This is a genomic window from Nonomuraea rosea, from assembly GCF_039539705.1.
GTDB classification, from domain to species: Bacteria; Actinomycetota; Actinomycetes; order Streptosporangiales; family Streptosporangiaceae; genus Nonomuraea; species Nonomuraea rosea.
Window position 1 is genome coordinate 399734 of the sequence record NZ_BAABDQ010000004.1, and the last position, 25485, is coordinate 425218.

A 25485-nucleotide genomic window follows, 5' to 3' on the forward strand; every position below is an offset into this window, starting at 1 on the left:
AGAAGCAGGTCACCATGGCATTCTCTGAGGACCTTCTCCCCTCCCTCGGGCCGGATCAGCAGGCCTGGGCGGACGCGGATTCCCTCGCGGCCACCGCCCTGCTCAACTGCCTGATCCGCGAGGTGGCCAGGCCCGCGGGCCACGAGCGCGGCACGTTCCTGCTGCCCGCGACCGGCCGCGTGCTGCGGGCCGGCGGTGACCGCTTCCCCGCCGGGCCCGAGCTGCGCACCCCCGGCGGCTGGCACCCCCTGCCGCTGGCCGGGCTGATCGACGTGACGGCGGCCGAGCTGCGCGCGGGCACCGGGGCCGCCAACGACGCGCTGCTCGCCGAGATCGCCCACAGCAGGGACGTCATGGCCGCCCTGCTGGCCTCCAGGGGAGCCGCCAGGCCGCCCACGGACCCGTACCTGCGCTCTGAGCAGGCTCTCGTCGCCGGGCACCGGTACCATCCCGCGCCCAAGGCCCGCGGCGGCTCCGGGCCGGGCGCCTGGCTCAGGTACTCGCCGGAGGCGCACGCGAGCTTCCCGCTCGCGCTGTTCGGCGTGCCCGTCGCGGACCTGGTCGAGGAGGGGGACGCGGGCGCGCTGGACCGGCTCGCCCCGCCCGCGGGAGACGGCCTGGCCCTGCTGCCCGCCCATCCCTGGCAGGTGGAGCTGCTGGGCGGACTGCGCAGCGGCCGGCTGCGCCACCTGGGCGGCACGACCGCGCTGGCCTGGCCCACCTCCTCGATCCGCACGGTGTACCTGCCGGAGCCCGACCTGTTCTGCAAGTTCAGCCTGGACGTGCGGATCACAAACGACGTGCGGCGGCTGTGGCTCCCCGACCTGCGCCGGCTGCCCGTGGTCGCCGAGCGGCTGGCCGGGGTGTTCGACGACCTGCCCGGCAACGTGCCGCGGCCCGCCGTGCTGCGTGATCGCGGTTACCGCAGCGCCGCCCTGGGCCTGGACGGCGGCGAGGCGCTGGCGGTGATCGTCCGCGACGGGCTGCGGCGGCACGTACGGCCCGGGCTGACGGCGCTGCTGGCGGCGGGGATCAGCGAGGGCTTCCCCGGCAACCCGCTCGACGGGCTGAGCGAGGACGAACCGGTCGAATGGTGGCAGCGCTACCTCGACCACGTGGTGCCCCCAGTCCTGCACGCCTACCTGCGCCACGGCGTCGTGCTCGAATGCCACCTGCAGAACGTCCTGGTCGCCGTGGACGTGCGCGGCATCCCGGCGCAGGCGATCTTCCGCGATCATGAGGGCGTCAAGCTCGTCGCGGAGCGCCACCCCCTGCTCGACGCCGCCCGCGCGCCTCTCCAGAAGAGGGCGCAGGCGTGGGAGCGGCTGGTGTACTGCCTGCTGACCAACAACCTCTGCGAGATCGCCGCCGCCGTCGCGGCCCGCCATCCGCGCTCGCGCGCCGAGCTGTGGCCGCGCGCCAGGGCGGTCTTCTGTGCCGTCGCCAAGGAGTACGGCGATCCGGCCGAGCTGCGGGACCTGCTGGCGGCCACGCACATCCCGGCCAAGGCCAACCTGCTGCTGCGCTGGCTGAACGCCGGTGGCGGGGACATGCGATGCGTGCCCGTCCCTAATCCGTTGAGACTCTTTACGCCATAAGCTATCCTCTCGGGCGTCAATACTTTACGGTGTATTGAGATAGCTCTTTCTGGGGAGGCGCCATGGCGACCGAGGCGACGCTGCACGACGGAAGCACCATCGAGGTGGAGGTGCACGGCACAGGGCCGGTCGTGCTGCTGCCGGTCGATCCACGGCCGGCGGAGGGCGAGCAGGCGGGCGAGCTGCGGAAGTGGGGGATGGATCCGGCGCTCGGGCGCTCGCTCATCGACGGGCTCCGCGACGCGTTCCAGGTCGTGGCCTTCGACTACCAGGGGCACGTCATGAGCACCCCCAAGCCGGGCACGCTCACGCCCGCCAACGTCGCCGCCGACCTGCTGGCCGTGGCCGACGCGGCGGGGGCCGGGCGGTTCGCGTACTACGGGTATTCGTGGCTGGCGCTGAGCGGGCTGCAGCTCGCGATCAGGACCGACCGGCTGTCGGCGCTCGTCATGGGCGGGTTCCCGCCGTACGGGGGGCCGTACGCGGAGATGCTGGGGGTCACCAGGGCGACGCACGCGATGGCCGTCGACCCGCAGCCCGCCCCGGTTTCCGCCCCGGTTTCTGAGCCCGAGTCCGGCTCCGAGCCGGTTTCCGAGCCCGAGTCCGGCTCCGCCCTGGTTTCCGAGCCCGAGTCCGGCTCCGAGTACGACTGGTCGTCGGCCGAGGTGACCATCGGCGAGGAGGCCACCCGGCAGTTCGTCACGTTGTACGAGGCGTTGCGGGGGTTCGACGACCGGGAGGTCCGGCTGTCGTGCCCCCGGCTGTGCTTCGCCGGGTCGGCGGACGAGATCGACTACGACGAGCGGTGGGGCGGGGTGCGGGTGAGCATCGGCGGCCCGCTGGCGCGGCACGAGGCGGAGCTGACGGCACTGGGCTGGGACGTGGCGGTGCTCGACGGGCTCGACCACATGAGCGCCATGCAGCCGCCGAACGTCCTGCCGCTCCTGCGCCCCTGGCTGGAGAAGACCCTGCTTTAGCTGGTTCCTGAGGTCATGGCAGGGAGCGCATGCGGCCGATGATGGCGGTGGCCGAGCGGTCCGGCAGGTATTCGAGCACCCGCACCTCCCCGCCCAGCGAGCGCACCAGCGACGAGCTCGGCGTCGTCGTGATGCCGATCCTCCTGGGCGACGGGCTCCGGCTCACGCCCGAGAAGAGTGAGCGACAGCCAGGAGTCGAGCATGACGTCGCCGACCACCACGGCGTTGACGGCCTTCTCTGTGCCCATGAGGAGCGAGTACCTGCATAAGACCAGCTCAACCGCGAATTATCCCAATACGGCCCCACGACGCGGCTGCTCCTTAACCGGAGTTGAGCGCGAGCCCTTCCGGGTAACCCGGCGGCCATGCCCGGTCCTTCAGCCCGCGCGACGCCGCCCGGATCGCGGGACGCCTTCCGCCCGCGGGATCGGGCAGGCGGATTCACGAGATGGGCGGCAGGTCGCATAGCGGGAGCCGTCGCGGGCGTCTGAGAGGGTGATGTCCAATCCCCTGGAGGTGTCCGTGGACGCCGCGGATGAGCGACGCTTCCGTGACTTCGTCGCAAAGCGATCGCCCGCACTCATGCGGCTCGGGTTCCTGCTCACCGGCGGGGACCAGCATGCGGCGGAAGACCTGGTGCAGACCGCGCTGGCGAAGCTGGCGGCCAAGTGGCGCCGGGTGGAGGCGCCGGAGGCGTACGTCAGGCAGACCATGTACCGGCAGCAGATCAGCTGGTGGCGGGCGAGCGTGCGGCGCGGCGAAGTGGTGCAGGCGAGCCCGCCCGAGCTGACCGAGCGCGACGCGCACCACCAGAGCGAGCTGCGCATGGTGCTGCGCTCCGCCCTGGCCCGGCTCACCGCCCGCCAGCGGACGGTGCTGGTGCTGCGGTATTTCGAGGATCTGCCCGAACAGGAGGTGGCGCGGGTGCTGGGCTGCTCGGTCGGCACGGTCAGGAGCACCGCGCACCGTTCGCTGGCCCGGCTGCGTGAGATCGCCCCCGAGCTGGCACAGGCACTGGAGGTGGCCACGTGACCCGACTGCTGCGCGACACGATGGAGGACTGGGCCGATGAGGCCAGGGTGCCGCACGACCTGGCCGACCGGGCGCTGCGGAGGCGCTCCTGGAAGCCGGTCGGCGCGGCGGTGCTGGTGGCGGCCATGATCGCGGTTGTGGCCGTGTTCGTCTCAGGACAGCGTGAGCCGACGGCCGTCGTGCGTCCGGCCGCCGGCGTCACGCTGCCGGCCCGGCCGTCGCCCGCGCCGTCGGATGTGCGGGCCGACACCGAGAACAGCCCGCCGGCCAAGCTGATCGCCGCGGGGCGCATGGCCGTGTCGGCGTACTACACGACCAGCCGGGAGGTGGTCTCGGAGAATGAGGAGCGGGTCCGGCGGGCCTGGTCCCTGTACGACCCTCGCACCGACGGCTACGAGCGGACCCCGTACGCGTGGGTGGACGTGGCCCCCGGCCTCCAGGTCGCGGCCGTGCTCGAAGGCGACCTGACCAGCACGCGGCTGGGCGTGCTCGACATGAACACCCGCCAGATCCTGACCTGGATCGACCTGGAGCACCCGGTGGCGTCCGTCGCCTGGTCCCCGGACGGCACCAGGATCCTGGCCACCGCCTACTCCAGGTATCCGGACCTCCTGGAGGGCAGGGGCGACCAGGCCGGGCCGCGGATGGACGGGAGCCCGCGTACCGGCTACTACCTCATCGACGTGCAGGAGGGCACGACGGACTACCACGAGCTGCCGCCGCTGCCCGGCGGCCTGATGACCGACGACCCGATCACCAACATGAACGGCCGCCAGGACCTCGGCTGGAGCCTGGACGGCAAGCTGATCTGGGGCCCCACGTCCACCGCGCCCGACCGGGTCTTCTACACCCTCGCCGGCGAGCGGCAGGAGGCCCCCGAGGGACAGCGGTACGTCAGGCGTTCGCCGATCTCGGCGACCTCGCCCGACGGCCGGCTGGTCCTGGGCGGCGACGGGCTGCCGACGGAGATCACCGAGGCCGCGACGGGCAAGGTCGCCGGCCGCCAGAAGGTGCTCCAGCTGCACGCCTGGGCGGACGACGGCAACGTCATCGCGCTCGGCTGCGCCGGGAAGTGCCCGGACGAGTTCGACAACGGCCTGGTGCTCGTCAGCGTGGACGGCTCCAAGGTGGTCCAGCTCGCCGCCAACGGCGAGAGCAACCGGGAGGGCTCCTGGCGCGCGGTCCTGACGCTGCGGTGAGCGATTTTTGACCGATCGTTCTTGATAGTGCTAGCGTTCGGGTGTGGCAAGGAGCAAGGAGTTCGATCCCGACGCGGCGCTGCAGCAGGCGCTGGAGCTGTTCTGGGAGCGTGGCTACGAGGCGACCTCGATGGCCGATCTGGTGGAGCGGCTGGGGGTCGCGCGGGCGAGCATCTACGCGACCTTCGGCGGTAAGCGCGAGCTCTACCTGCAGGCTCTGGAGCGTTATCTCCAGCAGCGCGACGTGGTCGAGCAGCTGTCCCAGCCGGGCCCTGCGCTGCCCGCCGTGCGCGCCTTCCTCGACTCGTACGTGGCCGAATGCCTGGCCGACGAGCTGCGGCGGGGCTGCATGGTGGTCAACACGGCCGTGGAGTTCGCCGGGCGCGACGCGGACGTGTCGCGCAAGGTGACGGCGAGCTGGGCGGGGCTGGAGACGGCGCTGGCCGGCACGCTCGTCAGGGCGCGCGCCCAAGGGGAGATCCCGGCGGGCAAGGACCCGCACGCGCTGGCCAGGTTCCTGCTCGTGCTGCTGCAGGGTCTGCGGGTGCTGGGCCGGGCAGACCCGGATCCGCGCAGGCTGCGCGACGCGGTCGATCAAGCCATGGTAGCCATCGAAATATGAGAACGATTGGTATGGAATTATGACTGGACGTTTCGCAGGTAAGGTCGCGCTCGTCACGGGAGCGAGCGGGGTGGTGGGCCGGGCGGCCGCGCTGGCGTACGCACGGGAGGGCGCGGCGGTCCTCGTCGCCGGGCGCGACGCCGCCCGGCTGGACGAGGTCGTGAAGCTGATCGAGGAGGGCGGCGGGCGGGCGAGCGCGTCCACCGTGGACATCACCCGGTCGGCCGAGGTCGCCGCCATGGTCGAGGCCGCGGTCTCCCGCTACGGCGGGCTCGACGTGGCGCTCAACGCGGCCGGGATCTTCGGCACGCTGGCGCCGCTGGCCGACTACGACGAGGACATCTGGGACGAGGTGGTCGCGGTCAACCTCAAGGGCGTGTTCCTGTCGATGAAGCACGAGATCGCCTTCATGCGGGCGAACGGCGGTGGTGCGATCGTCAATGTGGCCTCCAACCTCGGCGCGCACTGGCGCCTGGCGGGGGCGAGCGCGTACGCGGCCTCGAAGGCCGCGGTGAGCCATCTGACCCGTACGGCGGCCCGCGACCACATCGCCGACGGCGTGCGGATCAACGCCATCAGCCCCGGCCCCATCGACTCGCCCATGTCGACCCGGCCGGGCGAGACCCGCGCGGAGCGCGACGAGCGGATGCGGAACGCGCTGCCGATCGGCCGGGTGAGCACGCCGGACGAGATCGCCGCGGCGGCGCTGTGGCTGTCGTCGGCGGAGTCGAGCTTCGTCGTGGGCGCGGACCACGTGATCGACGGCGGCGCCACCGCCTGACCAGGGCGGCGGCGGTCGGCCGGCTGACCTGGGCGGTGGCGGTCGGCCGGCTGACCTGGGCGGCGGCGGTCGGCCGGCTGACCTGGGCGGTGGCGGTCGGTCGGCTGCGCGAAAGGGCGCAGGAGAAGGTGGCGGTCAGCGGGCCGCGCGAAAGCGGCGCAGCAGGCCGCGCCTGCTTCTGAGCAGGACGTAAAGGATGATCAGCGTCGTGATCAGGAGCGGCCAGGGCACGTCGGGGAACCACACCGGACCCCCCAGCCCCAGTAGGCCTTCCCTCAGAAGCAGGTCCGGGGGGTGGTCCGACGTGAGTGTGAGAGCGGCGGTGAGGGCCGCATAGCCGATGAGGGACGCCAGCAGCCAGCGCGCCACCGGCCGCCTCCTGACCGTCGCGGTGGCGGGCAGCTCATCGGCCGGGTCCAGGACCTGGGTGGCGAGCAGCACCAGAGCGGCGGCGGCCAGGAGCGGGATGCTCGCGTCCGCCTCGTTGATCACGTTCGCGAGCCACTGGGCACTGAACAGCGGCACCTGGGCGCAGGCGAAGAGGTCGAAGTACGGCCAGATGAGCGGCTGGAGCACCGCGAGCACCGCGAGGACGCCCGCCGCCCGCCGTCCTGCCGCCCGCTGACGCTGGGCGAAGGAGACCAGCACGACGAACGCCGGCCCGGCCAAGGAGAGGGCGAGTTGCAGCAGCGTGTGGACGTCCGCGCGAAGAGCCAGCACGTACGGCTCGTACTGCTGCTGCCAGGTGGTCGTGAACGAGAAGAACACACCGGTGCAGTAGAAGCTTTCTTCCCCATAGGCGTTCCACAGGTCCCACGTCGGATAGACGGAGGCGCAGAGAGCGGCCACCCACACGACCGCGGTTAATCGCGACAAGATCGATCCCCCCATTTCTGGCGAAACCCTATCCTTACGACGTCTGGAACTCCGACGCGTTCTCCTTGGTCGCGACCTTCACCGGCACCGCCACCGTCTTCTCGACCGTCTCGCCCTTGGCCGCCTTGACGGCCGCGTTCACCGCCTCCTGGCCGAGCAGCCGGGGCTGCTGGGCGATGCTCGCGGACAGCGTGCCCGCCTGCACCGCCTTGATCCCGTCCGGCGTCCCGTCGAAGCCGATCACCTTGACCTGCTGCCCCGCCTTGGCTCCGAGTGCCTTGATCGCGCCGAGCGCCATCTCGTCGTTCTCCGCGAAGACGCCGGTCACGTCGGGATGCGACTGGATCAGGTTCGTCATCACGTCCAGGCCCTTGGTGCGGTCGAAGTCCGCCGGCTGCTTGGCCACGACCTTGATCCCGGAGTAGGCCGCGATGCCCTCGGTGAAGCCCTGGCCGCGGTCGCGGGAGGCGGAGGTGCCCGGCGTGCCCTGGAGCACCACCACGTTGCCCCGCTCGCCGAGCTGTTTGGCCAGCTCCTGCGCCGCGAGCTTGCCGCCGGCCACGTTGTCTGAGGCCACCGTCTGCGCCACCTCGGCCCCGTTGACGCCCCGGTCGGCGGCGATCACCGGGATGTTCACCCGCTCGGCCGCCTTGACCGCGGGGGCCGCCGCGTCCGAGTCGACCGGGTTGATGATGATCGCCTTCATGTTCTGGCTGGTGAAGTTCTGGACCTGGTTGACCTGCTGGGAGGCGTCGTTCTGGGCGTCGGTGACGGTCAGCGCGGCCCCCAGCTTGGCCGCCTGGGCCTGCGCGCCGTCGCGGAGCTGGACGAAGTACGGGTTGTTCAGGGTCGACACCGACATACCGATCTTGATCTCGTCCGAGGATCCGCCACCGCCCCCGGAGGAGCCGCAGGCGGCCAGGCAGAGCGTGGCCATGACTATCGCGGGAATCCGCATGATCCCATCCCCCAATGGATGACTTAGTACGTTGCCCTGCGCCGCAGGGTGTCGACGAGGACCGCGAGCGCGATCACCACGCCGATCACGACCTGCTGCCAGAACGCCGAGACCGACAGCAGGTTCAGGCCGTTGCGCAGGACGGCCAGGATGAGCGCGCCGACGAACGTGCCCAGCGCCCTGCCCTTCCCGCCGGACAGGCTGGCCCCGCCGATGACGACGGCCGCGATCGCGTCGAGCTCGTAACCGGCCGCCGCCTGTGGCTGCGCCGAGGCCAGGCGGCTGGCCAGCACGATCCCGGCCACCGCCGCGAACCCGCCGGACAGCGCGTACGTCACGAGCTGCTGCCGGTCCACCTTGATCCCCGACAGCCGGGCGGCCTCGGCGTTGCCCCCGATGGCGTACATGGCGCGGCCCGGGTAGGTCCTGTTGAGGATCACGGCCGCGAGCACGCCCATGACCACCATCACGATGACCGGGATCGGCAGGTAGGAGCCGATCGTGTCGCCGAGGTGGGAGACGGACTCGGGCATCGCGATCGGGCTGCCCTGCGAGATGACCAGGGCCAGGCCGCGGGCGATGCCGAGCATGGCCAGCGTGGCGATGAACGGCGGCAGCTTCCCGTACGCGATGAGCGCGGCGTTGACCAGCCCGCACGCGACGCCGACGGCCAGCGCGATCACGGTGGCCAGCGGCCAGGGGAGCCCGGCGATGGTCGCGGTCCAGGCCAGGGTGATCGCGGACAGCGCCGCCACGGAGCCGACCGACAGGTCGATCCCGCCCGTCACGATCACGAACGTCGCCCCGAACGCCAGGATCGCGGTGACGGCGGCCTGGACGCCCACGTTGAGCAGGTTCGTCACGCTGAGGAAGTCGGAGGACAGCAGCGACAGCGCCACGACCAGCACGACGAGCGCCGCCACCGCGCCGTTCTCGGCGAACCACGCGGCCACCGGCGACCGGCGCGCGAGCAGCACGTTGCCGCCGCCGCCACTGCCGCTGCCGCGCGCATCATCGGACGGGCGGCCGCGCCCGTCGTCGGGCGCGCGGCCGGGCGCGTCGTCGGGCCTGTTATCGGGCCGGTTATCGGGCACGGGACCCCTCCACCTCCGTGACCGCCAGCGCCATCACGTCGTCCTGCGTGGCCTCGGCCGCGCGCAGCTCGCCGACGAGCCGCCCCCGCGCCATGACCAGGATCCGGTCGCTCATCCCGAGCACCTCCGGCAGATCGCTGGAGATCATCAGCACCGCGTGCCCCGACTCGGTGAGCGCGTTGACGAGCTGGTAGATCTCGACCTTGGCCCCGACGTCGACGCCTCGGGTCGGCTCGTCGAGGATGAGCACGTGCGCGTCGGCCACCAGCCACTTGCCGATGACCACCTTCTGCTGGTTGCCGCCGGAGAGCGTGCGGACCTCCTGGTCCAGCCCCGTCATCCGGATGCCGAGCTGCCCGGCCACCCGCGCGGCGGCGGCCCGCAACCTGGGACGGTCCACGAATCCCGCCCGGGTGGCGTCGCGCATGAGGACCAGGGCCAGGTTCTCGCCGATGGCGGCGCCCAGGACCAGCCCCTGGCCCTTGCGGTCCTCGGGGACCAGGCCCAGCCCGGCCTCCATGGCGGCGTGCACGTCACCGGGCGGCAGCCGCCGGCCGCGTACGAGCACCTCGCCCGCGTCGTAACGGTCGGCCCCGAACACCGCCCGCGCCACCTCGGTGCGCCCCGCGCCCACGAGCCCGGCCACGCCGACCACCTCGCCGGCCCGCACCTCGAACGACACGTCGTCGAACGCGCCCTTGCGGGTCAGCCCCGACACCTGGAGCAGCGGCTCGCCCCGCGCGGCCGGCCGGCGCGGGTACTGCTGATCGATGGGCCGCCCGACCATGAGCCCGACCAGCTCGTCCTGGCGGGTGTTCGCCGGCACCTCGGCCACGGACCTGCCGTCGCGCAGCACGGTCACGCGGTCGCCGATCTCGGCGATCTCCTCCAGGTGGTGGGTGATGAAGGCGATCGCCACGCCTTCGCCGCGCAGCTGCCGGACGATCGTGAACAGCTTGGCGACCTCGCTCGTGGTGAGCACCGCGGTCGGCTCGTCCATGATCAGCACGCGGGCGTCCAGCGCCAGCGCCTTGGCGATCTCCACCATCTGCATGCGCGCGATCCCCAGCCGGGCGACCGGCGTGCGCGGATGCACGTCCACGCCGACCCGGTCGAGCAGCCGCCTCGCGTCCTGTTCCATCCGCCGGACGTCCACGAACCCGAACCTGCGCGGCGGCCGGCCGAGCGCCAGATTCTCCGCGACCGTGAGCTGGGGGACCAGGTTGAACTCCTGGTAGATGGTCGAGATGCCGAGCCGCTGCGCGTCGCCGGCCGTGCGCAGGTCCACGGGCCGGCCGTCCATGAGGACCCGGCCCCCGTCGGGCCGGTAGGCGCCGGAGAGGATCTTGATCAGGGTGCTCTTGCCCGCGCCGTTCTCGCCCAGCAGGACGTGCACCTCGCCGGTGCGCAGGCTCAGGTCCACGCCGTCGAGCGCGACGACGCCGGGAAACACCTTGCGCAGCCCCTCGGCCCTGAGGATCTCCTCGCTCACATGCTGATCAATATCCGTTACAGACAGTGATGAACCATGAAATGACGTACGGCCCGCGCCACAGCGGACGCGGGCCGTACAGGTGACTTACTGCCGGCTGATGCGCACCGCGTCCGCGATGACCAGGCCGGTGCCGGAGGTCCATCGGCTGATGCCGACGGCGTTGTAGGTGCCGGCGTTGAGCGAGAAGGTGCCCAGGCTGTGCCAGGCCCCTCCGCCGGCGCGTTGATCGACGTAGACGGTCTGGTTCCCGCTCGACGTCGCCACGATGTACGGCGCCGAGCTGTTGTATCCGGCATCGGCCGGATACCAGACCTCCACCTGGTAGGTGCCCGCGGTCGGGATCGCGGCCGAGTACCATGCCGCGTCGCTGGCGGAGACGGGGTCGGCGAAGCGGTAGTCGGCTCCGTAACGCTGGGTGGAGTAGGTGGAGGTGCCCCAGTTCGCGCTGGCGGTGAACTGGCCGGACGTGGCGTTGTCGACGGTCGTCGTCCAGGACGGGGTGCCGCCGCCACCGGTCACGTAGTTCATGTACGTGGTCCAGTTCCAGTGCGAGCCCGGGTCGGTGTGGGTCGCGCCGGGCACCTCGTTGTGGCCGATGATGCCGGTCCGGGTCTTGGGGATGCCGTACTTGTCGCAGAGTGCGCGGGTCAGTGCGGCGGAGGCCCGGTACATCGCATCGGTGAACCACGAGGCGTCGGCGACGAAGCCCTCGTGCTCGATGCCGATGGAGCGGTTGTTGTAGGTGGAGTTCCCGGCGTGCCAGGCGACGTCCTTGTCCCGCACCATCTGGGTGATGGCGCCGCTGGAGGACTTGACCACGTAGTGGGCCGAGACCTGCGCGCTGGGGTTCTGGAACCAGGAGATGGTGCCGGCGTACGAGCCCTGGGTGACGTGGATGACCACCCGGTCGATGTTGTAGCTCGTCTCGCGGCTGGAGACGCGGTAGTTGCTGGTGCTGGCGGCCACCCAGGCGGCCGGTGGGTAGTCGGGGCTGGCCACCGCGGCCTGCGCGTTCAGGTCGCGGGTCTTGGCGTACTCGCCGCGGTCGGCGGTGACCTCCTGCGGCTTGACCTGCACGCCGCGGGTGTCGATGCCGAGACCGAGCTGCTCGTAGACGGCGTCGGCGTAGAGGCGGGCGATCTCGGGAGAGCTGGAGTTGCTGTACTTGGCCACGGCCTGGTACCAGCGGCCGGGGTCCTTCCTGGCAGTCTCGTCGAGGCCGAGCGCGTCGGCGTGGGTGCGCAGCACGGCCGCGCCGCCGAGGATGTTGGCCTCGTCGTCGGCGCGAAGCTGCTCGACCGGGAGCTTGGTGAGCTCGGCGGCCTTCTCGAGCGAGTGGTTGCTGGGGTTGCTGACCAGGTGCATCAGGCCGTAGCCGCCGCTGGCGCTGGGCTCGCCGTTGTGGCCGTCGAGATGGGTCTCGGCGTAGGCGAGGGCCACGAGCAGGTCGCGGGGTACGTCGCTGGCGGCGGCGGCCTTGGCGAAGGCCGCGGGCAACGGGGCGTCCTTGACCACGGCCAGAGCGGGCTGGCCTGCGGTGATGAGGAGGACGGCGAGGATCGAGGTGGCGAGGGCCGCTAATCGCGTGCGGGCGAGAGTCATGGGTGCTCCTCGTTGGTGACAACGGTGGCACGGTATTGCAACCTCTGACAAATGTCGATAATTGACATTACTGGCGAGTTAAGTGAAACTTTTCGCCCCACGCCTGGGGCCCCTGAGATTGGGCCCCACCGAAGTTGTGAAAACTATTGCGCTTTGAATCGATCACACTGAAACTTCCTTTCGTGACCGCGCTCCTGCGTACCGTCCTGGCGGCGTTCACCGCCGTAATCGTCAGCATCGTGGCCCCCGACCTCGCCGCGGCAGCGGCCTGCTCGACCGATCCCGCCACGCCCAAGCGGCAGCTCAGGGCCATGTGGATCTCCTCGGTCGCGAACATCGACTGGCCGAGCCGCACCGGGCTGAGCGTGGCGGCCCAGCAGGCGGAGTTCCGCGCCTGGCTGGACCTCGCCGTGGCCAAGCGGATGAATGCGGTCATGGTGCAGGTCAGGCCCACGGCCGACGCGTTCTGGCCCTCGTCGTACGAGCCGTGGTCGCAGTGGCTGACCGGCACCCAGGGCGGCAACCCCGGGTACGACCCGATGGCCTTCATGGTCAGCGAGGCCCACGCGCGCAACCTGGAGTTCCACGCCTGGTTCAACCCGTACCGGGTCGCCAACCACGACGACCTGAGCAAGCTCGTCGCCACGCATCCCGCGCGCCAGCACCCCACCTGGCGCTTCGCCTACGGCGGCAAGCTCTACTACAACCCGGGCCTGCCGGAGGTCCGCGACTTCATCGAGGACGCGATCATGGACGCCGTCTCGCGCTACGACGTGGACGGCGTGCACCTCGACGACTACTTCTACCCCTATCCGGTCAGCGGGCAGGCCATCCCCGACTCCGCCGCGTACGCCCAGTACGGCGGCTCCTTCGGCAACGTCGGCGACTGGCGGCGCAACAACGTCAACCTGCTCGTCCGCGAGCTCGACCAGCGCATCCACGCGGCCAAGGCGCATGTGTCGTTCGGGATCAGCCCGTTCGGCATCTGGCGCAACTCCGGCACCGACCCGCTCGGGTCGGGCACCTCGGGGCTGCAGTCGTACGACGCGATCTACGCCGACAGCCGGCAGTGGGTCAAGCAGGGCTGGGTGGACTATCTCGCGCCGCAGATCTACTGGCACATCGGCTTCTCCACCGCCGCCTACGAGGTGCTCACCGCCTGGTGGTCCGACGTCGTACGCGACACCGGCGTGCAGCTCGTCGTCGGCCAGGCCGCCTACCGGGCCGGCGCGTCGGGGCAGGAGGCCGCCTGGCAGGATCCGGCGGAGCTCAGCGACCACCTGACCGACAACAGGAAACATCCCGAGGTGGCCGGTGACGTGTTCTTCAGCGCCAAGGACGTCAAGGCCGACCGGATCGGCGCGATCACCCGGCTGGTGAACGCCCACTATGCCAAGCCCGCGCTGCTGCCCGCCCGCGGCTCGGCGAGCGCCCCGGCCGCGCCCTCGATCACCTCGGCCACCCGCGGCGCGAACGGCGTCCAGCTCGCCTGGACCGGCTCGGGCACGTCGTACGCGGTCTACCGGGTGGACGGCGCACCGGCCACGGCCGACCCCTGCTTCTTCGCCGACGCCCGCAACCTGATCAAGACGACCCGGCAGACGACGTTCACCGACACCTCCGCCGCGACCGGGACCTACACCTACTACGTGACCGCGCTCAACAGGACGCACCAGGAGAGCGCGCCGAGCGCGGGCAAGCAGGCCGGCTCCGGGGACGGGGCGTTCAGCGTGGTGATCGACAACGCCGACGCCGGTTTCGCCGCCGGTACGGCCTGGGGGACCTCCACCTTCTCCACGCAGCTGCACGGCGCCGACTACCGCTTCGCGGACCCGGTCTCGGCCAGCGATCCGGCCTGGTATCAGGCGGCCATCCCGAGCGCGGGCAGCTATCGGGTGGAGATCTGGTATCCGGCCAACTCCGGCTACAACAGCGCGACGCCGTACATCGTGGCCGCGTCGGGCGGCAACCAGACGGTCACCGTGGACCAGCGGTCGGGCGGCGGGCAGTGGCGGGTGCTCGGGACGTACGCGCTGGCGGCGGGGACGTACAACGTGGTCGGCGTGAGCCGCTGGACCTCGGCGACCGGCTACGTCATCGCCGACGCCGTCCGTCTCACGAAGGTCTGAACCCTGGCTGGGCAGGCCGGGCCGGTGATCGTACGATGAGTTGGTGGACGGTGTCCGTCCGCGACCGCTCGACGCGGTCGCGGTCCTGGTCGCAGGCGGTTTGACGCTGACGACCGGCTATCAGGGCCCGGTTCTGGTGCTGTCGCTGGCGGCAGCGGTGTCCGTGCTGTGGATGCGCAGGGCGCCGCTCACCGTCGCCTGGATCGGTGCCGGGTCGGCGCTCGTGCCGCTCGTGCTGCACGTGCTCGCACCGGACGTCGCGCCGCTCAGGACCGAGGCGATCCTCTGGCCGCCCACGTGCGTGTTCGGCGCCTACGGCGCGCTGGCCTTCGCGGCCGACCGCTATCGAGGGGCCCCGCAGTGGCTGCCCGTGATCACCCTCGCGCTCGCCGCGCTGCGCCTCGCCGACTGGCCGCCGCTGGTCCTGCGCTCGGAGGCGGCGATCGCGCTCGCGGCCCTGTCCGGGATGTACCTGGCCGCCAGGGGGCGCCTGCGCACCGAGCTGGCCGAACGCGCCGGCCGGGTGGAGCGCGAGCGGCTGGCGGGCGAGATGCACGACGTGGTCACCCATCGCGTGAGCCGGATGGTGCTCCAGGCCGGCGTGCTGGCCCTGACGTCGGGCGACGAGCGGGCCAGGGCGGCGGCCGAGGAGCTGCGCGCGACGGGATGCGAGGCGCTGGAGGAGCTGCGTCACATGGTGGCGCTGCTGCGGCGCGACACGGGAGAGGGGTTCGGCCTGGGGCTGCCGCTGCCCGACCTGCGCCCGCTGGTGACCGAGTCGGCCTGCGCCGGGGTGCCCGTGGAGCTGGTCGTGGACGGAGCCCCCGAGCCGGTGTCGGGCGTGGTGGGGCGGACCGCGTACCTGGTGGTGCAGGAGGCGCTGGCCAACGTCCGCAAGCACGCGCCGGGGGCGGACGCGCGGGTGCGGCTGCGTTACGTCCCTGGTTCGTTACGGGTCGGCGTCCGCAACAGCCCCGGCCTGCCGGACGCCTGGGTCACCGTCACCGCTCCCGGGATGGGCCTGCTGGAGCTGCGGCAGCGGGTGGAGGTGGCGGGCGGCACGCTGGAGACGGGCGCGGAGCCGGACGGCGGCTTCCACGTCGAGGCCGCCTTCCCCACGGGGTTGGGCCCATCCTAGGAGCGCGCCTGCTTCCACGCCGGGCTGTCGAGGAAGTGGTTGTCGTAGAGCTCCTGAGACTCCAGCAGCTCCTCCAGCGTGGCCTCGCCCGCCTTCAGCCGGGCCAGCAGCCGGAAATACTCGAAGCGCTCCACCCCCGGCGTGATCACGATCAGCAGGTCGGCCTCGTGGCCGGGGGCGGCGGCGAAGGCGTGGGCGACGTCCGGCGGCACCACAGCCACGTCCCCCTGCTCCAGCGTCAGCACCTCCTCGCCGGCGAGCACCTGCACGGTGCCGTCGAGCACGTAGAACATCTCGGAGGCGGTGGTGTGGGTGTGCGGCACCGCGCCGTCCGCGCCCTCGCCGAGCGTGATGCGCATGGTGCTCAGCGCGCCGCCGGTGGAGCCGGGGTCGAGCAGCATGCGGCCCGTGCTCGGCGGCCCGCCGATGATCTCGGCGTCGGCGGAACGGATGACGGCGGTACGGGGGTCGGCGATCGACATGGTCGTTACCTCTTCTCTCGGGCGGCGCCGCGGAGCGCGGTGTCGACAAGACGTTCTGCGTAGGCCCGGCCGACGGGGCGGCCGGTGATGAGCACGCGGTAGTACAGGGCGCCGGCGAGCTGGTCGAACAGCGCCTCGACGTCGAGGTCGGCGCGTAGCTCGCCGCGCTCCACGGCCCGCTCCAGCAGGGCGCGGGCCAGGGTGTTGCGGCGGGCGTACAGGTCGCGTTCGAGCTCGCCGACGTCGGGGTGGCGGGCCGCGGCGGCGACGAGCTCGGCCACCGTGCCCGCCGACGGGTCGTCGTCGGTCCGGCCCGCGGCGCGCATGCGGTTGAGCCCCGCGGCGATCTTCTCCAGGTAGTCGGGCAGGTCGCGGCGGATGTCACCGGTGTCGGTGATCTCGTCGCCGGCCTGCAGCCTGGCCACCACGGCCACGGCCAGGTGGTCCTTGGTGGGCCAGCGCCGGTAGAGGGTGGTCTTGGCGATCCCGGCCCGCTCGGCCACCTCGTCGGGGGACAGGCCGGTGTAGCCGCGCTCCAGCAGCAGCTCGGTGGCCGCCTTGAGCACGCTCTCGTCCACCTCCGCCCGGCGCGGCCGCCCGCGCCTGCCGCTCTCCGTCATCCGGCCTCCTCTATTTCGCTACTCAGGTAGCGAAAAGAACGCTACACCGGTACGCCGAGATTACGCAACTCAGGTTTCGTAAATCGATGTACGACTTTTGCGCCTGCGCGGGTCCTCCCTGCGAAGGAAGCGAAACGTCCCGTGGAAGGATGCCGGGCACGCGCTCGGAGACGATGGTGGAAGCATGAACCGACTGGCTCGGACGGCCGCCTTACTCGTCGCGGTCGTCCTGCTTGCTTCGTGCGGCGCGTCGAGCACCGCCGCACCGGCCGGACACGCGGGTCACTCCGCCGGGTCCACCACACCGGCGGCGGCTCCGCTGCGCGCCGGCGAACGGTTCGTCAACCTCAAGATGGCGCAGCCGTACACGCCGGGACCGCCCAACGGCGGCACGGACGACTACCGCTGCTTCCTCATCGACCCCGAGCTGGCCAAGCAGGCGTTCCTGACCGGCGCGCAGTTCCAGCCGCAGAACAGCGGCATCGTCCACCACGCGATCTTCTTCAAGGTCCCGCCGGAGCAGGCCAAGCAGGCGCAGGCCCTCGACGACCGCACGCCGGGGCAGGGCTGGACCTGCTTCGGGGACGGCGGCGTGCAGGACGCGTCCTGGGTGGCGCACTGGGCGCCGGGAACCAACGAAGCGCTCCTCGACCCCAAGTACGGCTACGCGCTCCCGCCGGGCAGCCGGTTGATCATGCAGGTCCACTACAACCTGCTGGGCGCGGCGGACGGCAAACCGGGCACCGACCAGTCCGGCATCCGCCTGCGCGTCACGGACCGGCCGGTGGAGGAGCTGCAGACCGCGCTGTTCCCCGCGCCGGTCGAGCTCCCCTGCACTCCGGAGGAGTCCGGCCCCCTGTGCGACAGGGCCGCCGCGGTGAAGGACGTCGCCCGCAGGTTCGGCGAGGAGCTGACCAGCGAGGGGACGGAGCTCACCACACGCTGCGGCTCGACGAAACCCGGGCCGACCCAGCACTGCGACCTGCCCATCGAATTCACCGCCAAGCTGCACGCCCTGGCCGGCCACATGCACCTGCTCGGCCGCGCCATCAAGGTGGAGCTCAACCCCGGCACCTCGAAGGCGAAGACACTTCTCGACGTGCCGGATTACAACTTCGACGACCAGTCGCTGCGGCTGCTGCCCTCGCCGGTCACCGTCAAGCCGGGGGACACCGTACGCGTGACGTGCACGCACGACGCGACCCTGCGCGCCAAGCTGCCGCAACTACGCGACCTGCCGCCCCGGTACGTGGTGTGGGGCGACGGGACCAGCGACGAGATGTGCCTGGGGATCGCCATCCTGTCGGCCGCGTAGCACTGCCGGGAAACGTGCCCTGCTGAGGCGGTGAGCAGGGGGCCAAGCGCTCTGCCGCCCCCCGCTGCCGGGAACCTTCCGGCAGCGGGGATATCCACGCCCTACGAGCCGTAGATGACCGACAGGAAGCGGACCAGCACCGCCTCCCTGCCGGCGGCGGGCAGCGCGTCCAGCACCGTGTTGACCACCGCCATCTCCGGCTGGCCCGCCCCCGGGCGCAGGTCCACGCCCACCGAGGCGGCCAGGTCCGCGAAGGCCGCGTCGTCGAGCGCGTCCAGGTCCAGGCCCGCCACCAGGTCCACCAGCCCGTCCGGCAGGACCACGGGACCCCGGGAACGGGCGGCCGAGGCGGACTCGGCGATGACCTTGAGCATGGAGTCCACCCCGCCCAGCGTCACTCCGGTGACCGTGATGTGCAGGTTGGCCGGGATGCCGGCGTAGGAGAGCTGCGGCTGCAGGAACCAGCCGCGCGCCCTGGCCTCGTCCGCCAGCACGAACACGTCGACGTCCACCCCCTCGAACGCCACCAGCGACGACTCCGGCTCGCCCAGTACGCGCAGGCCGGGGATGGCCGCGATGCCCTCGCGCAGCCTGGTCGTCGCCTCCAGCGTGGCGCGGCCGAGCTCGGTGTAGCCCTCCCGGCCGAGCGCCTGGAGCGTGGCCCACGCCCCGCCCAGCGGGCCCGCCGACCTGGAGCTCTGCACGGTCGCGTTGATGATCGTGTAGCCGGGCCACCCGGCCGACGCGAAGTACGCCTTGCGCCGCATCGCGGGATCGGCGAAGAGCACGACGGAGGCGCCCTTCGGGGCGTACCCGAACTTGTGCAGGTCGCAGGAGATCGACGTGACGCCGGGCACCGACAGGTCGAACGGCGGGATCTCCGCACCCGCCGCCCGCAGCCAGGGCAGCAGCCAGCCGCCCACGCAGGCGTCCACGTGGAACGGCAGGCCCGCCGCCGCGGCCACGGCGGCGACCTCCTCGATCGGGTCGATCACCCCCTGGGGATAGGACGGCGCGGACGCGACGACCAGGATCGTGTCCGCGTCGACGGCCGCCGCCACGTCCTTCGCCCGCACCCGGTACGTCGCCAGGTCCACGGGCACGGCGACGACCTCGACGCCGAGGTAGTGGGCGGCCTTGTGGAAGGCGGGGTGGGCGGTGACCGGCAGCACCAGGTTCGGGCGGGCCCGCCGGGAGGAGTCGCGGGCGGCCTTCACCGCCAGCATGATCGACTCGGTCCCGCCGCTGGTGAAGATGCCGTGGCCGCCGCCGAGCTGGTCCGCGACCGCGCCGACGACCTGCCGCTCCATCTCGACCACGCTGGGGAACGCCGTCGGGTCGAGGCAGTTGACCTCCAGCATCTCCAGATAGGCGGCGGTCGCCGCGTCGTTGACCTCGGCCCGGCCGGTGTCGTACACGTACGCGGTCACCTGGCCCCCGCGCACCGGCAGGTCGTGCTCCTTGAGCCGGGCCACCTCCGCCAGCAGGTCCTCGGTGGTCCTTCCGGTCGGGGGGAGGTTCACGCGGTCTCCTTCGTGAGTCGGCCGTACCGGATGACGAACGGCAGGCTGATGAGCATGAGCAGGGCGGGCAGCGCGGTGAACCCGAGCAGCACCCCGGTGAGCGCGCCGGGCGGCTGGGCGACGGGCGACCCGGCCGGGGCGGCGGCGAACCCCGACGCGGCCAGCACCAGCGCGAACAGTCCCGGTCCGAGCGCGAGCCCGGCGGTCTCGCCCGCCGTCCACAGGCCGGTGAACGCGCCCGCCTGCGCGTGCCCGGTGCGTACGGCGTCGGCGTGCACGGTGTCGGGCAGCAGCGACAGCGGCAGCAGTTGCAACGCCGCGTAACAGACCCCGGCCAGCGCGGTCAGCGCCAGCGTCGCCGCCAGCCCGCCCGCGGCGATCGCCGGGACCAGCGCCACCGCGACCGCGCAGAAGCCGATCGACGCGGCCAGGTAGCAGCGCACGGCCCCGTACGCGCGGGCCAGCCGGGCCCACGCGGGCACGGCCACCATGCTCGGCCCGACCAGGCAGACGAACATCACCGAGGTCAGCCCGTAGTCACCCAGCCGGTACGCGGCCACGTACGGCGCACCGGCCAGCATCACGGCCACCGCGAGCGCCTGGGTCACGAACGCCGCCAGCAGCGCGAAGAACGGCATGTTCCCTCTGGCCAGCCGGAACGCGGCCACGGGACCGAGCTGCGCGGGCCCGGGCGCCGACGGCACCCAGCGCGTCGCGAGAGCCGCGGCGACCAGCGCCGCCGCCATCACCGCGCCGATCACGACGCCCATGACGGCGTAGCCGGTACGGCCGCCGCCCGCGAGATCGACGACGGCGGGGGCCAGGCCGCCCGCGACGAGGATGCCGGCCGTCAGGCACACCACCCGCCACGACATGATCCTGGTCCGCCCGGCCTGGCTGTCCGCCATCTCGGCGGGCAGGGCCACGTACGGCACCTGGAAGCAGGCGAACGCGCTGGCCGCCAGGAGGAACGCCGCCCCCGCCCAGAGCGCGCCGGGCACGTCCCCCGGCACGGCGAACATCAGCGCGAACGCCACCGGCAGCGCGACCGCCCCGATCGCCAGCAGGCGCGTCCTGCGGCCCGTGCGCACGGCCTCGCGGTCGCTGGCGGCGCCGATGAGCGGGTTGAGCAGCACGTCCCAGATCTTGGGCGCGACGAGCACGGCCCCGGCGACGGCGGCCGGCACGCCGAGCATGTCGGTCAGGTAGTAGAGGAGGAGCAGGCCCGGGACGGCCGAGAACACGCCGGTGCCGATCGAGCCGACACCGTAGCCCAGTAACCGGCCGCGCCCGAGCGCCGATGCGGCGGCCGGCTGGGTGGCGGTCATCGGGGGTCGTTGGGGAGGCCGAGGGTGCGGTGCAGAGTCAGGTGCAGGTGGGCGCGGAAGCGGCGCAGCGCGGCCCGGTCGCCGGCGGCCCGGCGACGGCCCGCGTCGTCCAGCACGCCGCCCTTGGCGAACCCGTGCACCGACCAGATGACCGTCCACATGGCGTATTCGAGGTCGACCCGCTCGTCGATCAGCCCGGTCTCGACCGCGGGGCCCAGCGCGCCGGTCACGGCGGCGAGCAGCGGCTGGACGTACTGGCGTTCCAGCTCGGTGATGTCGCTGGCGTCGGAGAGCCAGCGGTGCATCCACAGGGCGGGCACCTCGGGGTTGTCCACGCAGAAGTCGAGGTAGTCGTCCACCAGGCGGTGGATGGCGGCGACCGGGTCGGCGCCGGGCAGCCGGCCGAGCGCTTCGTCCAGGGCCGCCTTCTCGGCCTGGTGCGCGCGCTCCATGACGGCGAGATAGAGCTCGCGCTTGCCGCCCACGTGGTAGTTGACGGTGGCGATGTTCAGGCCGGCGGCCTCGGCGATCTGGCGCGTGGAGGTGCCGTCGTAGCCGAGGGCCGCGAACAGCTGCGTCGCGACCTTGAGGATCAGGGTGACCTGTCCGCTGTCCGCAGGTGTCATGCGACAGAAGGTAGTTCGGTCACCCTGTCTCGGTCAATCGCTTGATGGAGAACTTTATGGGGATCAGTCCGGCGCCCAGTACTTCTCCATGATCTTCTCCAGGTGCCGGACCACCGGCTGCCAGGTCGCGGGAAGCTGGTAGCGGCTGGCCCGGTGCCGGTTGTAGGCGAGCGTGTACTTGATGAAGTCCGCCCCCTGCGGCCGCGCCTCCGACCGGCCGATCTTGAGCTTCTTGAGATACGTCCGCAGCGTCCGCCGTTCCTTGCCGGTGAGACATTTGTCGATGGTCGGCCCGGTGCGCCGGCTGAGCCGCACGCAGTTGTTCCCGTAGACGATCACCCGGTCGTTCAGCCCCGCGAAGCCGCCCTCCTTGCGGAGGTCGACCAGCACCCTCTTCTGCGCGCTCCCGGCCTGAGCGGCCTGAGCGGCCGGCATGGACGCGGTCAGGGCCAGCAGAAGCATCGGCAGCAGCACGATTCGCCAGATCTTCATATCCCTTGGACGTATCGGAGGCCGGAACGGCTCACCTGAGCGCGTCCACGGGCTCCATCCTGGCCGCCCGCAGCGCGGGATAGAGCCCGGCGAGCAGTCCCACCAGCGCCCCGGCGACCGGCGCGGCGACCGCCGGCCATGGCTCCAGCAGCGGCGTCCACTGCTTGACCGCGGAGACCGCGACGACGGTCACCACCCCCAGGCTGGCGCCGATCACGCCGCCGGTGAGCCCGACCAGCGTGGACTCCAGCAGGAACTGGGCCGCGACGTGCCGCCGGCCCGCGCCGAGCGCGCGGCGCAGGCCGATCTCCTGAACGCGTTCCAGCACGGTGACGAGGGTGACGTTCGCGATGCCGACCGCGCCGACGACCAGCGAGACCAGGCCGAGGATCAGGAACAGCGCGTTGACGTCGTCCTGCGCCCGGTCCCGCGCCCTCGTGGGGCTGGGCGGGGAGATCACCTGGAGCAGGTCGCCGCGACCCGGGCTGAGCGCGGCCGGAGCCTGTCCCGCGATCAGCCCGGCGGCCCCCAGACTGGTGTTGACCAGCACCCTGGTGACGTCGCGCAGCCCGAACCGCCGGCCCACGGTGGGCGGGACGACCACGGCCGTGCTCAGGTTCTTCTCGCGGCGCAGGTCGCCGAGAATGCCGATGACCGTGTACGCGTGCTTCCCGATGAAGATCGCCGGTGCCCGGTCGAGCCGGGTCACGCCGAGCATCCTGGCCGCCTCGTCGCCGATCACGGCCACCCGGTCGCCCCGCCGGATGTGCCCGGTGTCGTAGAACCGCCCCTGCACCATCCGGCCGCGCGCGGCCTCCGGCAGCCCCGTCGTGGCGGCCAGCACGGTGAGGGACTGCGTGGTGACCCGGGCGGGATCCACCAGGTCGTTGGAGCGTACGGACAGGCTCTGGCCCTCCGCGGCGTCGGCCACCGCGGCGGCGGACTCCACGCCGCGCAGCCTGGTCATCCGCTCGACCGCGTCCCAGGTCACCACCGGCGCCTGACCGGACTCGGGCACCTCCACGGTGATGGCCGTGGCCACCAGCTCGTCGAAGCGGCCGACGATCTGGTTGCCCGCGGTGGCGGCCACGCCGAGCGTGACGACCAGCGTGGTGATGCCGAGCACGGTGCCGAGCGTGGTCAGCGCCGTGCGCACCGGCCGGGCGAGCAGCCCCGCGACGGCCTCGCCGGCCAGGTCGCGTACGTGCATCACGCCTCCACCAGCACGCCGTCGGTGATCCGGACCCGGCGCCGCGCGCGTGCGCTGACCCCTTGCTCGTGCGTGATGACCACGATCGTCATGCCCTGCTCCCGCAGCTCGGCGAACAGGTCGAGGACCGCCTCGGTGTTGCGGCTGTCGAGGTTGCCGGTGGGCTCGTCGCACAGCAGCAGGGCCGGCTCCCCCATGAGGGCCCTGGCGATGGCCGTTCGCTGGCGCTCGCCCCCGGACAGCCGGCCGGGCGCGAAGCCCGTACGGTGCCCGAGACCGACCCGCTCCAGCGCCGCCAGGGCCCGCTCCCGCCGGCCGGCCCGCCCGCTCCTGCCGTAGAGCTCGGCGAGCATGACGTTCTCCACCACGCTGCGGTGGGCCAGCAGATGGAAGGACTGGAAGACGAAGCCGATCCGGTCGCCGCGCAACCTGGTCCTGGCGCCGTCCTTCAACGCGGTGGTCTCGACGCCGTCCAGCCGGTAGCTGCCCGAGCTGGGCCGGTCCAGCAGGCCGAGCACGTTCAGGAGGGTCGACTTGCCCGAGCCCGACGGCCCCATGACGGCCAGGTAGTCGCCGCTCAGCACCCGGAGCGAGACGCCGTCGAGGGCACGGACCGGCGGCTGCGCGGCGAACTCCCTGCGAACCTCCGTCAGCTCGATGACCGGCCGCTCAGGCATCGGCGACCACCCGGTCGCCCTCCTTGAGCGCGCCGGCGACCTCGACGTTCCCGTCGGCGGTCAGGCCCGTGCGCACCTCGACGTCCCTGGTCCTGTCCGTGGCGTACTCGACGCGCACCCGCGCCTTCCCGTCCGCCGAGGTGATCACCGCCGTCACCGGCACCACCAGCACCGGCTCCTTGGTCGCCCCCACGGTCACCCGCGCGGTCACCGCCGTGCCCGCCCGCAGGCCCTTGACGGAGGACGGCGTGAGCAGGACGGGCTGCGAGCCGTCCGCGACCTCTTCTGCGCCGGGCACCTTGGCCTTCTCGCCGATCGCGGTGAGCGTGGCCGGATGCGACCTGCCCGTGTCCAGCTCGACGCTGGCGGCCATGCCGGGACGCAGCAGCTCCGACTCCGCCGCCTCCACCGACCCGGTCACCGTGAACACCGAGCTGGTCACGGTGGCCACCTCGTCCTCCAGGCGCTGGCCCGCCTGCACCGCGACCTTCTGCACCCGGGCGGGCAGCTTCGGCAGGAACACCACCTCGCCCGGCGGGATCGACGTGCCGTAGGTGCGGGCGTACTCGGCCAGCATCTCCTTGGCCGCCGCCACGTCCTTGACGGCGCCGGCCACCTTGAGCCTGGTGGGGGAGAGCTGCCTGGCCTGGCGCAGCGCCTGCGCGGCGGTGGCCAGCGTCTCCTTCGCGGTGCGCACGGCCTTGCGCAGCTCTTCGAGCTTCGTCTCACGGGCCTGGCCGGACTTCTCCAGGATCCTGGCGTGGGCCTCGCGGGCCGCCGCCAGGTCGGCTTCGGCGTTGGCGGCCCGCAGCTCCAGCAGCCGGGTGTCGGGTTCAGCCGTGGGTGTGCCAGTGGGTGTGCCAGTGGGTGTGCTCGCCGGTTGTTTCCTGGCCGCAGTGAGCTCCTGCTCGGCCGCGAGCAGCTTCTCCTCGGCCGCCCGCACCGCCGCGTCGGCCGCCGCCAGCTCGGCCTCGTCGTCGGGCGTCAGCCGCCGGTCCGCGGCCTGCTTCAGCGCGCTCTCCGCCGCGGTCAGGTCGCGCTTCGCGTTGCGCTCCTTGAGCTTGCGCGGCAGGATGTCGCGGCCCTGGTCCAGGGCCTGTTTCTCGGTCGCGAGGGTCTCCTGGGCCAGCCGCACGGCCTTGCGCAGCGTGTCGTACGCCTGCCGGTCGGCCAGGGTCGGCTGCTGGGCCTCGTACCCCTTCTTGGTGTACATCCTGGTGACCGCGGCGATCGTGGCCCGGTCGAACGCGCCCGTGTCGGGAGCGCCGTACCCGAGTCTGCGCAGGGCGCGCTGCAACTGCCGGACGTCGTCCCCCTTGGTGCCGGGGGCGATCGTGCGGTGCATCGGCACCCGGCCGCGCAGCGCGAACACCGGGCGGCCGTTGACCTCCATCAGCACGGCGCCCTCGCCGATCTTCCCCTTGCGCGGGGCCCGGGTGGTGCGCTGCAGCTCGGCCGTGCCGCCGACCACGCCGGCCAGCGTGATCGGCAGCGGGGAGCCGTACTCCAGGGTGCCGCTGAGCACCACGGTGCTGACGAGCTTGCGGCGCTCGACGGCGGCGGTGACGAGCGAGGCGGCGGGCGCGGCCCGGAGGGCCGCTTCCTCGGCGGGTGAGCGCAGCCGGGCGCCGACCGCCCAGCCCGCGCCGGCGATGACCACGACGCCGGCGACGACGCCGGCGAGAAGCCTGCGTGGCGACTTCATGACGAC

At 72.2% G+C, this 25485-nt stretch carries 24 protein-coding genes; 9 read left to right on the forward strand and 15 right to left on the reverse strand.

Annotation, left to right across the window (positions count from 1 at the left end):
• Window positions 1–14 precede the first annotated feature (14 nt).
• Both ABEA43_RS12855 and ABEA43_RS12860 read left to right on the forward strand, forming a co-directional pair.
• Window positions 15–1598 (forward strand): IucA/IucC family protein, encoded by a 1584-nt coding sequence (locus tag ABEA43_RS12855; protein ID WP_345561432.1) that lies wholly within the window; start codon window positions 15–17, stop codon window positions 1596–1598.
• A gap of 62 nt (window positions 1599–1660) precedes the next feature.
• The gene (locus ABEA43_RS12860) at window positions 1661–2575 is read left to right on the forward strand and encodes an alpha/beta hydrolase (protein WP_345561433.1); all 915 of its coding nucleotides are present in this window, start codon (window positions 1661–1663) and stop codon (window positions 2573–2575) included.
• A 13-nt stretch (window positions 2576–2588) separates the two neighbouring features.
• On the opposite strand, the gene ABEA43_RS12865 is transcribed toward ABEA43_RS12860, so the two are convergent.
• On the reverse strand, window positions 2589–2741 hold the full coding sequence (locus tag ABEA43_RS12865; protein ID WP_345561435.1) for a hypothetical protein: 153 nt from the start codon (window positions 2739–2741) through the stop codon (window positions 2589–2591).
• Between the two features lie 332 nt (window positions 2742–3073).
• Here ABEA43_RS12865 and ABEA43_RS12870 point away from each other — a divergent pair, with 332 nt between their 5' ends.
• Genes ABEA43_RS12870 through ABEA43_RS12885 form a run of 4 tightly spaced genes read left to right on the forward strand, consistent with a single transcriptional unit; the run spans window position 3074 to window position 6209 of the window.
• Window positions 3074–3607, forward strand: coding sequence for a SigE family RNA polymerase sigma factor (locus ABEA43_RS12870; protein WP_345561436.1), 534 nt, complete (start codon window positions 3074–3076; stop codon window positions 3605–3607).
• The gene (locus ABEA43_RS12875; protein WP_345561438.1) at window positions 3604–4806 is read left to right on the forward strand and encodes a WD40 repeat domain-containing protein; all 1203 of its coding nucleotides are present in this window, start codon (window positions 3604–3606) and stop codon (window positions 4804–4806) included. The genes ABEA43_RS12870 and ABEA43_RS12875 overlap by 4 nt, the downstream gene beginning before the upstream one ends.
• Window positions 4807–4849: 43 nt before the next feature.
• Window positions 4850–5428, forward strand: coding sequence for a TetR/AcrR family transcriptional regulator (locus tag ABEA43_RS12880; protein ID WP_345561439.1), 579 nt, complete (start codon window positions 4850–4852; stop codon window positions 5426–5428).
• Window positions 5429–5447: 19 nt separating this feature from the next.
• Complete coding sequence (locus ABEA43_RS12885; protein WP_345561441.1) at window positions 5448–6209, forward strand: SDR family oxidoreductase; 762 nt, start codon at window positions 5448–5450, stop codon at window positions 6207–6209.
• 135 nt (window positions 6210–6344) lie between these two features.
• Here the strand turns inward: ABEA43_RS12885 and ABEA43_RS12890 are convergent, their stop codons facing one another.
• From ABEA43_RS12890 to ABEA43_RS12905, 5 genes are all read right to left on the reverse strand, one after another.
• Complete coding sequence (locus ABEA43_RS12890) at window positions 6345–7085, reverse strand: hypothetical protein (RefSeq protein ID WP_345561442.1); 741 nt, start codon at window positions 7083–7085, stop codon at window positions 6345–6347.
• A 34-nt stretch (window positions 7086–7119) separates the two neighbouring features.
• Window positions 7120–8043, reverse strand: a complete 924-nt coding sequence (locus ABEA43_RS68170) for a substrate-binding domain-containing protein (RefSeq protein WP_425570242.1) — start codon at window positions 8041–8043, stop codon at window positions 7120–7122.
• Window positions 8044–8066: 23 nt separating this feature from the next.
• Window positions 8067–9137: an ABC transporter permease gene (locus ABEA43_RS68175; protein ID WP_425570243.1), complete on the reverse strand. Its 1071-nt coding sequence runs from the start codon at window positions 9135–9137 to the stop codon at window positions 8067–8069.
• Window positions 9127–10629 carry a sugar ABC transporter ATP-binding protein gene (locus ABEA43_RS12900; RefSeq protein WP_345561444.1) on the reverse strand — a complete coding sequence of 501 codons (1503 nt, stop codon included), beginning with the start codon at window positions 10627–10629 and terminating at the stop codon, window positions 9127–9129. The genes ABEA43_RS68175 and ABEA43_RS12900 overlap by 11 nt, the downstream gene beginning before the upstream one ends.
• A gap of 87 nt (window positions 10630–10716) precedes the next feature.
• On the reverse strand, window positions 10717–12234 hold the full coding sequence (locus tag ABEA43_RS12905) for a golvesin C-terminal-like domain-containing protein (protein WP_345561446.1): 1518 nt from the start codon (window positions 12232–12234) through the stop codon (window positions 10717–10719).
• 182 nt (window positions 12235–12416) lie between these two features.
• On the opposite strand from ABEA43_RS12905, the gene ABEA43_RS12910 reads away from it, so the two are divergent.
• Together ABEA43_RS12910 and ABEA43_RS12915 are read left to right on the forward strand one after the other, a co-directional pair.
• Window positions 12417–14363, forward strand: coding sequence for a family 10 glycosylhydrolase (locus ABEA43_RS12910; RefSeq protein WP_345561448.1), 1947 nt, complete (start codon window positions 12417–12419; stop codon window positions 14361–14363).
• A gap of 43 nt (window positions 14364–14406) precedes the next feature.
• Window positions 14407–15501 (forward strand): sensor histidine kinase, encoded by a 1095-nt coding sequence (locus ABEA43_RS12915; RefSeq protein WP_345561449.1) that lies wholly within the window; start codon window positions 14407–14409, stop codon window positions 15499–15501.
• Here the strand turns inward: ABEA43_RS12915 and ABEA43_RS12920 are convergent.
• Complete coding sequence (locus ABEA43_RS12920; protein WP_345561450.1) at window positions 15498–15983, reverse strand: cupin domain-containing protein; 486 nt, start codon at window positions 15981–15983, stop codon at window positions 15498–15500. The two genes, ABEA43_RS12915 and ABEA43_RS12920, sit on opposite strands and share 4 nt — an antisense overlap.
• A gap of 5 nt (window positions 15984–15988) precedes the next feature.
• Window positions 15989–16603: a TetR/AcrR family transcriptional regulator gene (locus ABEA43_RS12925; protein WP_345561451.1), complete on the reverse strand. Its 615-nt coding sequence runs from the start codon at window positions 16601–16603 to the stop codon at window positions 15989–15991.
• Window positions 16604–16787: 184 nt separating this feature from the next.
• Between ABEA43_RS12925 and ABEA43_RS12930 the strand changes: the two genes are divergently transcribed.
• Entirely contained in the window at window positions 16788–17918 is a 1131-nt protein-coding gene (locus tag ABEA43_RS12930) for a monooxygenase (RefSeq protein ID WP_345561453.1), read from the forward strand.
• Between the two features lie 101 nt (window positions 17919–18019).
• On the opposite strand, the gene ABEA43_RS12935 is transcribed toward ABEA43_RS12930, so the two are convergent.
• The 7 genes from ABEA43_RS12935 to ABEA43_RS12965 all read right to left on the reverse strand — a co-directional run bounded on the left by ABEA43_RS12935 (window position 18020) and on the right by ABEA43_RS12965 (window position 25479).
• Window positions 18020–19441, reverse strand: coding sequence for a pyridoxal phosphate-dependent decarboxylase family protein (locus tag ABEA43_RS12935; protein WP_345561455.1), 1422 nt, complete (start codon window positions 19439–19441; stop codon window positions 18020–18022).
• Window positions 19438–20769 (reverse strand): MFS transporter, encoded by a 1332-nt coding sequence (locus tag ABEA43_RS12940; protein ID WP_345561457.1) that lies wholly within the window; start codon window positions 20767–20769, stop codon window positions 19438–19440. The genes ABEA43_RS12935 and ABEA43_RS12940 overlap by 4 nt, the downstream gene beginning before the upstream one ends.
• Window positions 20766–21395, reverse strand: coding sequence for a TetR/AcrR family transcriptional regulator (locus tag ABEA43_RS12945; protein ID WP_345561459.1), 630 nt, complete (start codon window positions 21393–21395; stop codon window positions 20766–20768). The genes ABEA43_RS12940 and ABEA43_RS12945 overlap by 4 nt, the downstream gene beginning before the upstream one ends.
• Before the next feature lie 63 nt (window positions 21396–21458).
• Window positions 21459–21887, reverse strand: a complete 429-nt coding sequence (locus tag ABEA43_RS12950) for a hypothetical protein (RefSeq protein WP_345561460.1) — start codon at window positions 21885–21887, stop codon at window positions 21459–21461.
• A gap of 31 nt (window positions 21888–21918) precedes the next feature.
• On the reverse strand, window positions 21919–23097 hold the full coding sequence (locus ABEA43_RS12955) for an ABC transporter permease (RefSeq protein WP_345561462.1): 1179 nt from the start codon (window positions 23095–23097) through the stop codon (window positions 21919–21921).
• Window positions 23097–23774: an ABC transporter ATP-binding protein gene (locus tag ABEA43_RS12960; protein WP_345561464.1), complete on the reverse strand. Its 678-nt coding sequence runs from the start codon at window positions 23772–23774 to the stop codon at window positions 23097–23099. Before ABEA43_RS12960 ends, ABEA43_RS12955 begins: the two co-directional genes overlap by 1 nt.
• Window positions 23767–25479 carry a peptidoglycan-binding protein gene (locus ABEA43_RS12965; RefSeq protein WP_345561466.1) on the reverse strand — a complete coding sequence of 571 codons (1713 nt, stop codon included), beginning with the start codon at window positions 25477–25479 and terminating at the stop codon, window positions 23767–23769. Before ABEA43_RS12965 ends, ABEA43_RS12960 begins: the two co-directional genes overlap by 8 nt.
• Window positions 25480–25485 lie beyond the last annotated feature (6 nt).